This window comes from Nostoc parmelioides FACHB-3921 (assembly GCF_014696625.1).
In the GTDB taxonomy this organism is placed as follows: domain Bacteria; phylum Cyanobacteriota; class Cyanobacteriia; order Cyanobacteriales; family Nostocaceae; genus Trichormus; species Trichormus parmelioides.
Genome location: NZ_JACJQL010000015.1, coordinates 1 through 14976, shown reverse-complemented (window position 1 = coordinate 14976; position 14976 = coordinate 1). Strand labels below are relative to the sequence as shown.

Sequence of the window (14976 nt, the reverse complement as noted above, 5' to 3'; positions counted from 1 at the left end):
GTATATATAGCGAGATTAACTGATAATATTGAAATTAATATGCCGCACCAAAAAAAAGACCGCAGTGGATGTGGGTGCCTAAATATTCCATTATCCGTAATACTAGCTGTCGTGGGAGGTGGTTACTGGTGGTTCAGTAAAGCAGAAAATTTAGATACGTTCAGCAGATTTTTATCCAAGAATGAACGAATAAGTATCCCGATTTTCAATCCTACTCCAACGTCCGCCTCAATTTCCCTACCCACTGCTTCTGCAACTCCAAAGAATTCTTTACCTACATCTGTAAATGTAGCTTCTAAAAATAACAAAGCTTCAAGCACAATAACACAAGAGAGAAAAACAGTATTACCTCCAACTCCTTGGGAGAAAAAACTAATTAGAGGGATTTATTTAAGTCGTTATCAAGCTACAAATAATGCCGATGAGCAAACGATTCGCCAGAGAGTTCGCTACTATCGTTCTCAAGGTATCAATACCATTATTCATGGTGTTTGGGGTAATGGTTGTACGATGTACAAAAGTGATGTGATGCAGCAAACTTTAGGGTATAGCAGTTGTCCTAATCAATTTCAAGAAGAATGGTTAAATTGGCTGATTGATGAAGCACATAAACAAGGAATGCAAGTTCATGCTTATTTTGAGAAGGGAATTAAAATAGATAAAAATAGTCCGATTTTTGATTTAGCTGTTGCTAAAAATTGGATTGTGCCAGGAATAGATAAAACTTATGCCGGGATTGACCATTATGTACTTGATGTAGAGAAACCAGAAGTTGCTACTTTCTTCAAAAATATTTCAGTCGAGTTCGTTAAGAAATATCCTAATGTTGATGCAGTTCAATGGGATGATTATCTAGGATATTATGCTGAATTACCGGGAAAAACTGACAGAACTAAGCATTTAACTAAGTTTGTACAACAAATGACAAGCTCGATGAAAGAAGCGAATTCTTTGGTAAGTTTTGATATTTGTCATCATAACCCTTATTGGGCTAAAAAATATTTTGCGGCTGATTGGGAACAGTGGGGTGTAGACCGAGTATTTATTCAAGCATATAATGATAATAATTTTACTGAAGAACTAAATTACGCCCAAAAATATGCTGGAATTGCAATTACAGATCAGCAGCTTAGTCGTTTAAAAGAATTAGTGAATAATCCCAATATTCAGAGTATTTTAGTTTTCCCATTTTCCGGTAATCCAGAAATGACAGCTTCTAATTTAAAACAAGCTATTTGACATTTATTTTGTCTTAGGGGCGCGATCGCCCCTGTCATCAGGCTATCTCGGCTCTATGTCATCTTGCCCCTAGTGTCAGCTATGCTATGTTGACCCCAAGTTACATTAAGTCTACGGACTTTTGATTAACTGTTTTTGTAACGCAACAAGCACAGCTTGAGTGCGATCGCTCACTTCTAATTTTTGTAAAATCGCATGGATATGAACTCGCACTGTTCCAGGTGCAATACACAGTTGATGAGCGATTTCTTGATTAGTTTTTCCAGCCGCTAATAGTGACAGAATTTCTTGTTCACGTCCAGTTAGCGGGTTGGAAAGCTTTGCTGTATTTTCTGGCTCAAGTTGAGGTGTTTCGTAACTCAAAGAAGAACGAATTTCTTGTGTTGCAGTTGCATCCCACCAGGAAGCACCACTCGCCACAGAACGTAATGCTAACACTAATTTTTCCGCAGCAATTCCTTTGAGACAGTAGCCTTGTGCGCCTGCTTCAATCAAACGTGTAATTAGCGGCTTTTGCGAATGGGAAGTGAAAACTAAAACTGGTAGTAGAGGATTTTGCTGTTTAATTTGTCTACAAGCTTCTATTCCTCCAATTCCTGGCAAACCTACATCCAAAAGCACTACATCCAGAGGAATTTGCTTAAGTAGCTCGATAGCTGTTTCACCATCTTCAGCCTCAGCGACAATCTCTAAAGCTGGTTCTTGTTGCAATCGCACGCGCAAACCCAAGCGGAAAAGTTCGTCGTCCTCAACAAGCAGAATTTTAATTGGGATAGAGGACATTTTACACAGTTAGAGATGAAAATGGATAAACAGGCAGTTTGAATGCAAACATAGCACCAGTGGGTACTCTGTTCTCTGCCCAAATTATACCTCCGTGGGCTTCAATAATTTGGCGCGATAAATAAAGTCCTAATCCCGAACCCTTGGCTTGGCGTAGGCAAAGCCCGCCGAAGGCATCGCTATGTCCTTGATAAAATCGTTCAAATAAATGAGGTAACTGTTCTGGTTGAAGACCTGCACCTGTATCTAAAATCTTCACCACTTGGTAAGAGGCTTGCCCTTCTAAAACTACTTCTACCTTTGCGCCCCGCCGGGAATGATTGATCGCATTCACTAAAAGGTTATTAAAAACTCGTTGCAGTTGCAGCGCATCACCTTGAACCCACAATGCGCGTCGCCAATCAGAATCACCGTAACTAACTGAGAGATGAACGCGACGATTGGCAGCTAATGCAATCAAACTACTAGCCACATCTTCTGCTAAGTTGGTCAAATCTACAGGTGCTAAGTTCAGTTTTAAGCCTTCAATATCGTTGCGATAGACATCTAACAAAGTTTCTACAAGTTGTAGAGAAGTCTTGTGGCTGCGTGCCATTGTGTCTAATACTTGCTGCTGAGTGGGTGAGACTGAGCCAAATTGTTCTTGCTGAAATGCTTTGATTGTTTCAATTGCTCCCAGTAGCGGTGTTTTTAAATCATGGGTGAGTGTAGAGGCAAAATCTTCTCGCAGTTTGATTAATTCTTGTTGAGATTCGAGTTTGGCACGGGTAATGGCGATCGCTTCTTGGGAACGACGCAGGCGCTCGCTTAACACACCAGTTACAATTAAAGCCATTGCGGCGATCGCTCTACTGGCAACTGTGGATGTTTTAATAACTTCACCCCCTGGTAAGAAAATATTTAAAATCGTTAAGAAAACTGCGATCGTCGTCGCTCCAAAGGTCGCCCTCCCCCCGAACCATGAGTTCGTTAATAATATTGGCCCTGTATAAAAGTAGCCAAAAACATACTCTGTAGGTGTAGTAAACTCCAACAGCACGACAGTTACAAACAGCCCTAACATGACTAGCAATCTACTCAATCGTGAGTTTTTAGTCAGAAGTTTCGTAGGAAGTAGAAGCATTGAGGATATATTTTTGGTCATGGAGGCTGTTAATTCCATGATAAATAATTAAATTCTGATATTCAACTTAGTAGAATTTATTTAATTCTTAACAGCCAAGATAACGTTTAGATAAAAAATATTTTGTTTAGGAATTAAGTATATCCGGTGCGCCTTAAATTTAACGGTAAAACTATAATTAATAAGTTATTTATTTTAAGTTAATCAAAATAAATTTTCATAAATAAAACATAAAACCCTACTTAGGCAAAACTAGCGTTTAGAAAAAAATAAACATACTAAACGTTTGTGTATATTTTACCTAAACGATAGATATAGAAATATAAACGCTTTATAAATAAAAAATAAGCCTATTTTTATATCTTCTATGTCTTGTCTTCCTTCGCAAATCAATGAGATTATGTAAATAAATTGATACAAAAATTGCAGACAACTCTATGTCTATGTACGGCAACTCAAGGAATTAGTATTAACTCCTCCAATCAAAGCAGAGTATTTGATGAAATTGAAATGTTCTGACTTACAGCAGATTGCAGGTGAATGAGGTACAAATTTTAACCAAAAGCCATGAAAAAAAGACTTTCAAACCTGTTACCTGCTGTAGATCTGAGCCTGATTGATACTCAATATTTCCAATAGCTTTGGATATTCTTTATTACAAATAATCAATTGGTATAACTCATGCTACAAGGATGGCTACAAATAGCATTAACGCTACTAATTGTCGTAGCAATAACTCCCTTTTTTGGGCGATATATGGCGCGTGTCTTTCAAGAACAACGCACTTTGCTCGATCCAATATTGAACGGTGTGGAGCGATTGGTTTATTCTCTGATAGGTGTTGCCACTAAAGAAGATATGACAGGGTGGCAATATGCCAGAGCCATACTGTACAGCAATGTAGTGATGGGAGTATTTGTTTTTTTGCTGATCCTCAATCAAGGATGGTTGCCCCTCAATCCTACTAATTTAGGTGCGCCAACTTGGGATACAGCATTACACACCGCTATTTCCTTTATTACTAATACCAACCAACAGCACTACTCAGGGGAAACCTACTTAAGTTACGGTAGTCAAATGTTTGGGCTGGGATTTCATATGTTTACCTCAGCCGCAACAGGGCTTTGCGTAGCTATTGCCTTTATTCGTGGGTTAACTGGTAGACCATTAGGCAACTTTTATGTAGACCTAACCCGCAGTATTACCAGAGTTTTGCTACCGATTTGTATTGTCGGTGGGATTGCGCTGATGGCGGCTGGTGTTCCCGAAACTTTAGCAGGGCCAGTTGTCATTCCTACCTTAGAAGACCCTAACATTAGTCAGGCGATCGCTCTTGGGCCTGTGGCTCACTTTGAAATCATCAAAGAACTAGGAGAAAACGGCGGCGGTTTTTTTGGTATCAACTCAGCACATCCCTTTGAAAATCCCAACGGGTTTTCTAACTTAATTGAGATTGTGGCAATGCTGTCGATTCCCACATCTCTGATTTACACCTACGGTTTGTTTGCCAATAACACCAAACAAGCTTGGTTAGTTTATGGCATGGTAGGGGTTATTTACGTAATATTTATTATCATTACTGCCATTGGTGAGTATAACGGCAACCCGGCTGTCAATGCACTATTGGGCAGTACACAACCTAACTTAGAAGGAAAAGAAGTCCGGTTTGGTTGGGCGCAGTCTGCATTGTTCGCTGTCAGTACAACTGGAACTATGTGCGGTGCAGTTAATAGTTTGCATGACTCCTTTATGCCTAATGGGGGTTTTGTCACACTCTCTAATATGTTTTTGCAAATTGTCTGGGGTGGACAAGGTACAGGCACAGCTTACTTATTTGCCTACTTGATTCTGGCAGTGTTTGCAACGGGTTTAATGGTAGGACGCACACCAGAATTTCTCGGACGCAAAATTGAAAAGCGCGAAGTGGTGCTTGCCAGTTTTCTGATTCTGTTAGTTCATCCCATCGCCATTATGATTCCGGCGGGAATTACCCTAGCATTTCCTGATCAATTATCAGGCATTAGTAATCCTGGCTTTCATGGTTTTGCTCAAGTCATTTATGAATATGCCTCGGCTGCGGCTAACAACGGTTCGGGATTTGAAGGCTTAGGTGATGGACAGCCTTCACCTTTAGCTATTGCAGGCGGCGCACAACCAACAATTACAGGTTTGTGGTGGAACCTCAGTGCTTGCTTTAGTCTTCTCGCCGGACGCTACATCCCCATTATCGGTTTGTTGTTATTAGCAGATAGTATGTCCCGCAAACAACAAGTTCCTTTCACCGCAGGCACATTGCGAACCGACACCGGATTATTTACAGGCGTAACCGCAGGCGTAATTTTAATCCTCGGCGCACTGACATTCTTCCCAGTCTTAGCATTCGGCCCCATCGGTGAAGCCTTTTTGATTGCCAGAGGTATTGGATAAGGAGTTATTGGTCAATGGTCAGTCCAGAGTCAAAAGTTATCTTTCCTTACTCCCCTAATTCCTCATCACTTCATTTCCTATAATCTATGACAACTAATATAAACTCATCACCTCGTCCTCCCCGCGTTCCTCAAGGAACTCGTGATTCACGCAGACATACTCCCAAGGCAGATATGCGGGGGCTTTATCAAAGAGCCATAAAAGAATCCTTTGTCAAGCTTAATCCCCGCATTGCTGTCAAAAACCCAGTCATGTTTGTGGTTTGGGTGGGAACAATCGTCACTTTTTTGGTAACTCTTAACCCTAATTTATTTGGCACAATACAGGCAGATGTTAACCAGCAACGCTTGTTAAATGGCTTAATTACCTTAATTCTGTTTTTTACAGTTCTGTTTGCTAACTTTGCCGAAGCAGTTGCCGAAGGTAGAGGTAAAGCACAGGCAGATTCTTTGAAGTCAACCCGTTCCGATACCATTGCCCGTAAAATACTGCCTAATGGTTCGATTCAGCAAGTTAATTCCACAGAATTACGCCGCAACGATTTGGTGAAAGTGGTTGCCAATGACATGATTCCTGCCGATGGTGAAGTAATTCAAGGTATCGGTTCGGTGGATGAATCAGCAATTACTGGGGAATCTGCCCCTGTGCTTAAGCAACCAGGTACAGATATTGCCTCTTCTGTAACTGGAGGTACGCGCTTACTTTCAGATGAATTAACAATTCGCATCACCGCCGATCCTGGTCAGGGCTTTATTGATCGGATGATTGCTCTTGTGGAGGGGGCAGAACGGACAAAAACACCTAACGAAATTGCCCTGACAGTATTGTTAGCCGTACTGACGCAAGTTTTCTTAATTGTCGTGGCTACCATGCCTCCCTTTGTTAATTACATTGCTAACTTTATCAGTACCGTGTTTGGGGCAGAAGCAGCAAACAGCTTACGGGCAGGTGCTAGCGTTGCGATTTTGATTTCGCTATTGGTAGCTTTAATACCCACAACTATCGGTGGTTTACTCAGTGCGATTGGTATTGCTGGGATGGATAGGGTAGCTCAATTTAATGTTATTGCTACCTCTGGACGTGCTGTAGAAGCTTGCGGCGATATCAACGCATTGGTGCTGGATAAAACAGGTACAATTACCCTGGGAAACCGCATGGCTGATGAGTTTATCCCTGTGAATAGCTACACAGTTGCAGATGTAGCGCGAGTTGCCCTAGCCGCCAGTGTATTCGATGAAACACCAGAAGGCAGGTCAATTGTCAAACTAGCCGAAAGTTCTGGCGTGAAAACTGATTTTGACCTGAAACAAGCAGAAGGTGTGGAATTTTCTGCCAAAACTCGGATGAGTGGTACTAACTTACCCAATGGAAAGGAAATTCGTAAAGGAGCAGTGGATGCAATTAAAGGATTTGTCCGTTCTCGTGGTGGTCGAATTGCTGATGATGTAGATACAGCTTATGAGCGAGTTTCTCGTTTAGGTGGTACACCACTAGCCGTATGCCAAGATGATCAAATTTTTGGAGTCATTTATCTCAAAGATATTGTCAAACCCGGCTTACGAGAAAGATTCGACCAATTGCGGCGCATGGGTGTGAAGACTATCATGCTCACAGGTGATAACCGCATTACCGCCAGTGTCATTGCTGAAGAAGCCGGAGTTGATGATTTTATTGCCGAGGCTACACCAGAAGACAAGATTAGTGTGATTCGTAACGAACAGTCTCAAGGTAAGCTGGTGGCTATGACTGGTGATGGTACTAACGATGCACCTGCATTAGCTCAAGCTAACGTGGGTGTGGCGATGAACTCTGGTACGCAAGCCGCCAAAGAAGCTGCTAATATGGTGGACTTAGATTCTGACCCCACCAAGTTGATTGATTTGGTGACTATTGGTAAACAATTACTCATTACCCGTGGGGCGTTAACAACTTTCTCCATTGCCAACGATATTGCTAAGTATTTCGCCATTATCCCGACTATCTTCGCGGCGGCTGGCATTGGCGCACTTAATATTATGGGATTAAAAAGCGCCCAATCTGCGATTATCTCAGCCTTAATTTATAACGCTTTGATTATTCCTATACTCATTCCTCTTGCACTTAAAGGCGTAAAATTCCGTCCCCTGTCAGCAGATCAACTACTAAAACGTAACATCCTGATTTATGGTTTGGGCGGCATTATTGCACCTTTCATTGCCATCAAACTCATCGATGTCGTTTTACCTTTGTCTTAATTTCTAGTTACTCAAAACTACTATGAAACCCCCTCTGAAGAAGATTATTCCCCTTCTTTTACCCCAGGTACTTGCAGGAGTAAGTGAAATTTGGTTGCAGTGGCGCAAACAAAAACTACCTCTGTATTTGTTCTTGGCAATGTGTTTAAACCTGATAGTTGCACCTGTTGTCTATGCAGCTACGGGCGAACAATTTTCTCATTTTCAAGCTTGGACATTAGGACTGTTAGGGCTAGTAACGTTAGGGCTTTCTACATATTTATTTTTTGTAATGTTTGTACCGGAGAAATTCTAATGAGTTTTGCAAGAGAAGCCAGCAGAGCAATTCGTTCTACCATCGTTCTTTGGGTGATTAGCGCAGTTATTTATCCGTTTGTGATGATTGCGTTTGGACAAATTGTGTTTCCATCTCAAGTAAATGGTAGTTTAATCAGAGATAGTCGGGGTCAAGTTGTGGGTTCTAGTTTAATTGGTCAACCATTTAGTAGCGATCGCTATTTTAACTCCCGCCCCAGCACCACCAGCTACAGCACCGCCGACCCGAAAAAAGATGAGGCTAAAGTCTTACAAACAGGAGTCTCCGGCGCAAGTAATTTAGCTCCCAGCAATCCAGCTTTAATAGAACGTATCAAAGGTAAAGATGACCCAGATCCCAGCAAACGGGTAGAAGGCGATTTGAACAGACTGAAAACAGCAGGTGTCCAACCTACCGCAGATTTAGTTTACACCTCTGGTTCTAGCCTTGACCCCCACATTACCCCTGAAGCTGCCAGAGCGCAAATTACTCGTGTCGCCAAAGCGCGAGGAGTCCAACCCCAACAGTTAGAAACTTTGATTAGTCAAAATACTGATGGTCGCTTTTTGGGAATCTTTGGTGAACCTGGGGTAAATGTTTTGAAATTAAATCTTGCTGTAGATACTTTAAAGTCTGCGAGTTAAATCAGACCAATTTTCATGATTACACTAGAAAAAATCAAAATATTGATTTGTTTTCACTTTATTACCTGGATGCTATTCACATCTCTCTATTTCTGGTTCATTTTGGGATGGAAACATCAATATTTTCCATTGTTAACCGACATGATTCTGCTAACAGATGCTCAAGAAATACAACTATTTCAGCGTGAACGTGGTGGTGTCAGACGTATAGGTAACAATAGCCAAAGAAATATCACAAAGATAACTTTGAGCAAAACAGTTTAAATCATGCAATTTAAGGAGTAATCCGTTGTATGTGCGGCGGTTTTCCTGATAACCAAAAAGACCTACAGTCTTCAGCAGTAATTAGTGATTCTGGATGTAATCAGTCATATAACTTACTCAATGATCGCTACCGTATTATTAAACCTCTAGGACAAGGCGGCTTTGGAAGAACTTTTCTCGCTATTGATGATAAATCCCCCCAAAACAGCCCTACCAACTTCTGTGTCATTAAACAATTTTTACCCCAGTCTCAAACAGACTACAATAACCAAAAAGCCTTTGAACTATTTCAACAAGAATCTCTCCGGTTAGCAGAACTTGGTAAACATTGCCAAATTCCTGAATTACTAGATACTTTTGAGCAAGAAGGTCAAAAATATTTAGTTCAAGAATGGGTGGATGGACAGAACTTAGAACAGGAATTAGCTGAAGCTGGAGCATTTAATGAAGCTGAAATTAGGCAATTGCTTGGTGAATTATTACCTTTATTACAATTTGTTCATACCCATCAAGTAATTCACCGAGACATTAAACCTGCTAATATTATCCGTCGCCGCCAAGACCGCCAATTATATTTAGTAGACTTCGGATCTGCTAAATATAATTGGCAAAGTTTACTAACCGGAACTATTATTGGTAGTGCTGAATATGCTGCACCGGAACAGATTCGCGGTAAGGCTGTATTCGCTAGCGACCTTTACAGCTTGGGTGTAACTTGTCTACATTTACTTACCCAGATATCACCATTTGACCTCTATGATTGCAGTGAAAATAATTGGATATGGGACTCATATTTAGTCGAGCCGATAAGTCCATCTTTAGAGAAAATTCTCTGCAAATTGGTGCAACCAGCAACTAAACTACGCTATAATTTTGCAGCAGAAGCACTGATAGATTTGAATAAATTACCAAAATACTTTAGTGGTTCATCAAATCCGTCTGGTAACACAAATAATGAAGACTTTGAAACTCCTTACTTTGGGTGGAGGCGGGAAGCAGATTTACTTGGTTCTGTAACATCATTTGCAGATAGTTCTGTTGCATCTGTCACTATCTTTGACCCTAAAACAAAAACTTGGCATTACATACCTGCTAAAACTGAAGGTGGCGAACTGGCGCGAAAAGTAGCAGCATTTTTATCCCCACGCCTAGCCGTGCAAGAGGAAAAATCGATTGCGGTTGATAAGAAAGGTAGGAACAAACTAAACAAGATGTACCAGATAATTGTGACTGCGATCGCCTTTACTATTGCTTGTCTAGCTTTAGTAGTTGAATCAAACTCAATTTCTACCAATTTGAAAGCGGAAATATCGAGAACCATACAGCAATTTATGAACATCGGACATAACGAAACACCACAGCATTAAGTCTTCAGTTTCTTTGTCTGAATTTCTCGAAGTTCTGTATTAGCAATCATTTTCTCGTAGCTATGAACTTCAAACACTTTAATCTTCAACCAACTTTTTCTGTGAGTATTGTTTCTCATTCGAGTCAGCCAAAATTGGCAAATCAGCCGGAACAAAATAGTGGTTATCTAGCAGGTGTTTTTGTAAGTTCCATAATTATTGGCTTTCTCTTAGGATGCTACTTACGGTATAAAAAGTTCAAAAATCTACGTCATCAGCATTCAATAGAAATCATCCGCACAATTAAATCATTAGATAATGCCCAGGAACAAGTACCTGATATTGATCAACAAATGACCACTGAAAGCAGAAAGCAAATTGAGATTTTAGAAAAAATCTGGAAGAAATCTGCTTAGTAGTGAGCTACTACGTCTCTACATAAACCAGGTGTGAGGAAAAGACAAATGTTTCATCTATTATGGAAAATTCTGGTGTTAAGTCCAGTGGGTTTAGCAACAACTTTGTTAGTAATAACTAATAGCATTGATAGCGTCAAAGCTGATGAAAATCGCATTTTAGAACAAGTCAATATTTACAGCAGCGAGGCGAAAAATCAAAATCCCATGTCTCAAGTGACATCAGTTTCCCAGTTTTCTGATGTACAGCCAACGGATTGGGCATTTCAAGCATTGCAATCTCTAGTTGAACGCTATGGTTGTATCGCTGGGTATCCCAATGGTACTTACCGAGGAAACCGTGCCTTAACCCGTTATGAATTTGCGGCAGGTTTGAATGCTTGTTTAGATAGAGTCAATGAACTGATTGCGACAGCAACCTCTGATTTGGTGACAAAACAAGATTTAGCCACCCTCCAACGTTTGCAAGAAGAATTTTCCGCAGAATTAGCCACTTTACGTGGTCGAGTAGATGCTGTAGAAGCGCGTACTGCGGAGCTAGAAGCAAATCAATTTTCTACTACAACTAAGTTAGTCGGTGAAGCAATTTTTGCTGTTACTGATAGCTTTGGCGACGACGACGACAACAACACCGTCTTTCAAAACAGGGTACGTCTAAGTTTGCAAACTAGCTTTACAGGTAAAGATATTCTTTACACCAGGCTTGCTAGTGGTAATGCGGTGGGATTAACTTTACCAAATGGCACATTTGAAGGTACTCAAACTTTTAACATATCGCCCAATACCAGTAACGGTGTTGGTATAGATTGGTTAGCTTACTCTTTCCCCATAAGTAACTCCCAAGTATATATAGCAGCTACAGGCGGTATTCACAGCGATTATGTTCCTACTGTTAACCCCTATTTTGAAGATTTTGACGGTGGTAACGGTGCTTTGTCTACCTTTGCATCTGAAAGTCCAATTTATCGCATAGGTGGCGGTGCAGGTGCAGGTGTTAATTTAGTTTTTGGTAGTGGGAACAGTAGTTTTAAACCTTCATTAACCTTGGGCTATTTAGCTTCCGAAGCGAATAACCCAAACCCCAGTGCAGGTTTATTTGAAGGTAATTATGCCGCTTTAGCACAGTTAAATCTGAATGTGGGCGATCGCCTCACCTTAGCCGCCACCTATGTTCATGGGTATCATGGGGCAAATAGTGCTTTATTTTGATGCTGGCTTGGTAAGTAGTGCTGTAGTCGGGACTGCACAAGCTAACTTTGTCGGTGGTGGTAATCCCTATCAAAGTAATTCCTATGGTATAGCTGCGGCTTTCAAACCCAGTGACAGACTTTCGATTAGTGGTTTTGTACTTTACAGCGATATTACAGACTTAGTAGCCAATAATAATGGTGAAGTTTGGAGCTATGGAGTAGGAGTAGCTTTACCAGATTTGGGTAAGAGGGGTAACGTTTTAGGGTTGTTTGCAGGTACTCAACCGTACTTGGGGAGTGTAAGTGGCGATCGCCCCTATCACATTGAAGGTTTTTACAAATATCGCCTCACTGACAACATTTCTATCACTCCTGGTGTGATTTGGTTAACCAATCCAGGTCAAGTTACTAACAACAATGATGCCGTGATTGGCACATTGAGAACTACCTTCACTTTTTAAAATTTCACAACTTCATTAAAACAAAATCAAAGGACTTATGAGACAGAAAGAAACAGTATTTGTCATTCCTACCCATCGCTTAAGAGATGTAGCCCAAACCATTGAAAAGTATGACGAAAATTTTTGGGCTAATGGTCATGCTACTAAAATTATCATCTTTGATGATTCCAGTATTGCCAACTACGAAAAATACTATCCACTGTTGGAACAAACCAAAACTGTAAACGATGTATTTTATGTTGGCCCTCAAGAAAAAGAAAAGTTTATTACTTTCTTAAACGAGAGATTGCGAGATAAAAAACTAGAGTCACTTGTTAAAAACCTATTTCGACCTAGTTACGGTGGAAACCGCAACTTCACACTGATGTACACTCTTGGACATTTAATGGTCAGTGCAGATGATGATATGCGACCTAATGCACTAGTAGAAACCAGTCCAGAATCTTTATCACCGGATGAAATTTGTCGCGGTAAACTAATCAAGTCTAATCAGGAAGGTGGGTATATTCATAAATCTTTCGATTTACTTACTGCCTTTAATGATGTTTTAGGTAAAAAAGCCAGTCATGTACCAGAAAACTACGAAGCTGGCGAGTTTTTGATTGACACAGCGATGGATTTAGAAACTAATACGACAAAAGGTTACTTTACAGAAAACTCTTTGTTATTACAAAGAGGAAGAGTATTAAATAACTCGGTTGTCAAAATTGCTCAAACATTCCGCACAGGTACTAACGATATTGATACACTTGACTTTGTGCATATGTATCTGAATGATGAGAATCAAATCAGTCCTTATGACCTGAACGATTATTATATTCTCACTAATTTTAGACCTGTTGTTACTAACAAAAATTGGCGAATGGATTGTGGTGTTGCTGGATATGATAATCACTTAGGATTGCCACCATTCTTCCCAACTCGACTCAGATTTGAAGATTATATCTATAGGCTTTGGATACAACAAGAGGGTGTTGTAGCTGCACACGTTGATGCTGTACAGAACCATATTCGCAACAATTATATGCGTAATCCTTTAGCTAGTGAGATTTTTAATGAGGAAATATGCAGCCTGCTCAAAAAGAAAATTAAAAATAGTGTCTATCATATTGATGATTTAGGAATCAAATTTGACTACTCTGGTGAAGTGACTTTACTTGATTCGGAAGAGATTTTGGAAAAAATATCTGCCATTCACCAGGACATAGTTAAAGCTTCTTTGTCTACGCAAAACGATGAACGTAAACAGTCTCTGCAATTGTTTGCTAATAATCTATCGAGGGTATTTTATGGCTTTGAAGCAGATTTCTTTCAGCAAAATGTCTCTAGAATTGTCGATGATGTCATTAGTCAATTTCATGCTTCTCTAGAAATCTGGCCGACTCTAGTGGAAATTTGTTACTTACACAAAGATAAGAAAGATTTGCCTCAAATCAGAGTTAAAAATCAAAAAGTTAAGTCAATAAACGGATATAAAGCTGGTGAGATAGTAGCGTAAATCTATAGTGCGAAGGTAATTAAGCTCGATTTTCTCCATAGATGAGAGGTTGTTTGCAAAGTGGTTGGCTGTGATTTGAGATACTGATTGATCCCCCCTAGTCATTCTTAAAAAAGAGGGAAGAATCAAATTCCCTCTTTTTAAGGGGAATCTGAAAGTATTTGCTACATCATAAAGAAATTTTCCAACATTTATGACCTCCATCACAAAAATCAGCATTGTGATAGTGCAAGTAGTGTAAGTTTCATTCAATTATAAGCAACGGTGCTGTAACCAGATGAAAATACCAACAACTTCAATTATTATTATCATCACATTCAGGTTTTAGCAATGCCTAAAAGAAAAGAAACTCAATCTCTTATTTTATCCCTCCTAATTCCAATATTTTTTATTGGTGGTATGAGTTTTTGGATATTAAAAAGTTATGATTTCGGAAATTTGTATGACTCAATATCTACACCTAATAATTCCACATTACAACCTGAAACTAAATTTTAAAAAATAGTAGTTTTAATGGTGACTTATCATCTTTGCTTTTCAATTTTATTAGAGCATTAGATTACACTATCGTTAGCCAAAACTTACAATAGCTTAATCAGAAGCAAGCAAATGAAGATAATACAGAAGTGCTTGTGTAAAAGTTGGAAACTTTATTTACGTCGATTGTTATGTAAATTGTATTTTATTATTTACGCTAGGAAGACTCAGTTATGCAAAAGCCCAATGAGGGAAACAAAGAAAGCTTTCTCTACCCTCGCAGTCGCTACTACGGTTCAGTCAAACCAGAAAATTTAGTATTTAATGCCAATCTTCAAGAATTTGCTCAAAAAATTAGCTACATCGTCAATTTACAAACAGGCGGAAAACTCTCTTCTGAGGTTGCCTACGAACGCATTGAGACACTTTGGAAACAATTAGAATTTAGTAAGAAGGAATTAGGGATTAGTACCAGGGCGAACGCATCTTAATTGCTAATAAGAATTGGGAAGCAAATTCAAACATCTAGAATAAAGCCAATTGTCTTAGATAAATAGTGAATGTAAGTCAAAGGATAAA

Annotated in this window: 12 protein-coding genes and 1 pseudogene; 11 read left to right on the top strand and 2 right to left on the bottom strand. The window is 39.7% G+C overall.

Annotated elements, in window-relative coordinates; all coding sequences use genetic code 11:
* Positions 1-39: 39 nt before the first annotated feature.
* Complete coding sequence (locus tag H6G14_RS12515; protein WP_190567725.1) at positions 40-1239, top strand: family 10 glycosylhydrolase; 1200 nt, start codon at positions 40-42, stop codon at positions 1237-1239.
* 111 nt (positions 1240-1350) lie between these two features.
* On the opposite strand, the gene H6G14_RS12510 is transcribed toward H6G14_RS12515, so the two are convergent.
* A complete protein-coding gene (locus H6G14_RS12510) occupies positions 1351-2022 on the bottom strand; it encodes a response regulator transcription factor (RefSeq protein WP_190567724.1) in 672 nt (223 codons plus the stop codon).
* 1 nt (position 2023) lies between these two features.
* A complete protein-coding gene (locus H6G14_RS12505) occupies positions 2024-3085 on the bottom strand; it encodes a sensor histidine kinase (RefSeq protein ID WP_422394072.1) in 1062 nt (353 codons plus the stop codon).
* 741 nt (positions 3086-3826) lie between these two features.
* On the opposite strand from H6G14_RS12505, the gene kdpA reads away from it, so the two are divergent.
* From kdpA to H6G14_RS12455, 10 genes and pseudogenes are all read left to right on the top strand, one after another.
* On the top strand, positions 3827-5572 hold the full coding sequence (gene kdpA / locus H6G14_RS12500; RefSeq protein WP_190567723.1) for a potassium-transporting ATPase subunit KdpA: 1746 nt from the start codon (positions 3827-3829) through the stop codon (positions 5570-5572).
* A gap of 86 nt (positions 5573-5658) precedes the next feature.
* Positions 5659-7806 (top strand): potassium-transporting ATPase subunit KdpB, encoded by a 2148-nt coding sequence (gene kdpB / locus H6G14_RS12495; protein ID WP_190567722.1) that lies wholly within the window; start codon positions 5659-5661, stop codon positions 7804-7806.
* Between the two features lie 22 nt (positions 7807-7828).
* Positions 7829-8101: a potassium-transporting ATPase subunit F gene (locus tag H6G14_RS12490; protein WP_190567721.1), complete on the top strand. Its 273-nt coding sequence runs from the start codon at positions 7829-7831 to the stop codon at positions 8099-8101.
* Positions 8101-8745, top strand: coding sequence for a K(+)-transporting ATPase subunit C (gene kdpC, locus H6G14_RS12485; protein ID WP_190567720.1), 645 nt, complete (start codon positions 8101-8103; stop codon positions 8743-8745). The genes H6G14_RS12490 and kdpC overlap by 1 nt, the downstream gene beginning before the upstream one ends.
* A 15-nt stretch (positions 8746-8760) precedes the next feature.
* The gene (locus H6G14_RS12480) at positions 8761-9009 is read left to right on the top strand and encodes a hypothetical protein (RefSeq protein WP_190567719.1); all 249 of its coding nucleotides are present in this window, start codon (positions 8761-8763) and stop codon (positions 9007-9009) included.
* 29 nt (positions 9010-9038) lie between these two features.
* Positions 9039-10376 (top strand): serine/threonine-protein kinase, encoded by a 1338-nt coding sequence (locus tag H6G14_RS12475; protein WP_190567718.1) that lies wholly within the window; start codon positions 9039-9041, stop codon positions 10374-10376.
* A gap of 62 nt (positions 10377-10438) precedes the next feature.
* Positions 10439-10771, top strand: coding sequence for a hypothetical protein (locus H6G14_RS12470; RefSeq protein WP_190567717.1), 333 nt, complete (start codon positions 10439-10441; stop codon positions 10769-10771).
* 48 nt (positions 10772-10819) lie between these two features.
* Positions 10820-12422: pseudogene (locus H6G14_RS12465) on the top strand (iron uptake porin).
* 37 nt (positions 12423-12459) lie between these two features.
* On the top strand, positions 12460-13920 hold the full coding sequence (locus tag H6G14_RS12460) for a hypothetical protein (RefSeq protein ID WP_190567716.1): 1461 nt from the start codon (positions 12460-12462) through the stop codon (positions 13918-13920).
* A 710-nt stretch (positions 13921-14630) separates the two neighbouring features.
* Positions 14631-14888, top strand: coding sequence for a DUF7219 family protein (locus H6G14_RS12455; RefSeq protein WP_190567715.1), 258 nt, complete (start codon positions 14631-14633; stop codon positions 14886-14888).
* Positions 14889-14976 lie beyond the last annotated feature (88 nt).

Bases quoted from the DNA above. Each gene is read 5' to 3' on its own strand.
- H6G14_RS12515 (WP_190567725.1), top strand. From the start codon at position 40: ATGCCGCACCAAAAAAAAGACCGCAGTGGATGTGGGTGCCTAAATATT.
- H6G14_RS12510 (WP_190567724.1), bottom strand. From the start codon at position 2,022: ATGTCCTCTATCCCAATTAAAATTCTGCTTGTTGAGGACGACGAACTT.
- H6G14_RS12505 (WP_422394072.1), bottom strand. From the start codon at position 3,085: ATGTTAGGGCTGTTTGTAACTGTCGTGCTGTTGGAGTTTACTACACCT.
- kdpA (WP_190567723.1), top strand. From the start codon at position 3,827: ATGCTACAAGGATGGCTACAAATAGCATTAACGCTACTAATTGTCGTA.
- kdpB (WP_190567722.1), top strand. From the start codon at position 5,659: ATGACAACTAATATAAACTCATCACCTCGTCCTCCCCGCGTTCCTCAA.
- H6G14_RS12490 (WP_190567721.1), top strand. From the start codon at position 7,829: ATGAAACCCCCTCTGAAGAAGATTATTCCCCTTCTTTTACCCCAGGTA.
- kdpC (WP_190567720.1), top strand. From the start codon at position 8,101: ATGAGTTTTGCAAGAGAAGCCAGCAGAGCAATTCGTTCTACCATCGTT.
- H6G14_RS12480 (WP_190567719.1), top strand. From the start codon at position 8,761: ATGATTACACTAGAAAAAATCAAAATATTGATTTGTTTTCACTTTATT.
- H6G14_RS12475 (WP_190567718.1), top strand. From the start codon at position 9,039: ATGTGCGGCGGTTTTCCTGATAACCAAAAAGACCTACAGTCTTCAGCA.
- H6G14_RS12470 (WP_190567717.1), top strand. From the start codon at position 10,439: ATGAACTTCAAACACTTTAATCTTCAACCAACTTTTTCTGTGAGTATT.
- H6G14_RS12460 (WP_190567716.1), top strand. From the start codon at position 12,460: ATGAGACAGAAAGAAACAGTATTTGTCATTCCTACCCATCGCTTAAGA.
- H6G14_RS12455 (WP_190567715.1), top strand. From the start codon at position 14,631: ATGCAAAAGCCCAATGAGGGAAACAAAGAAAGCTTTCTCTACCCTCGC.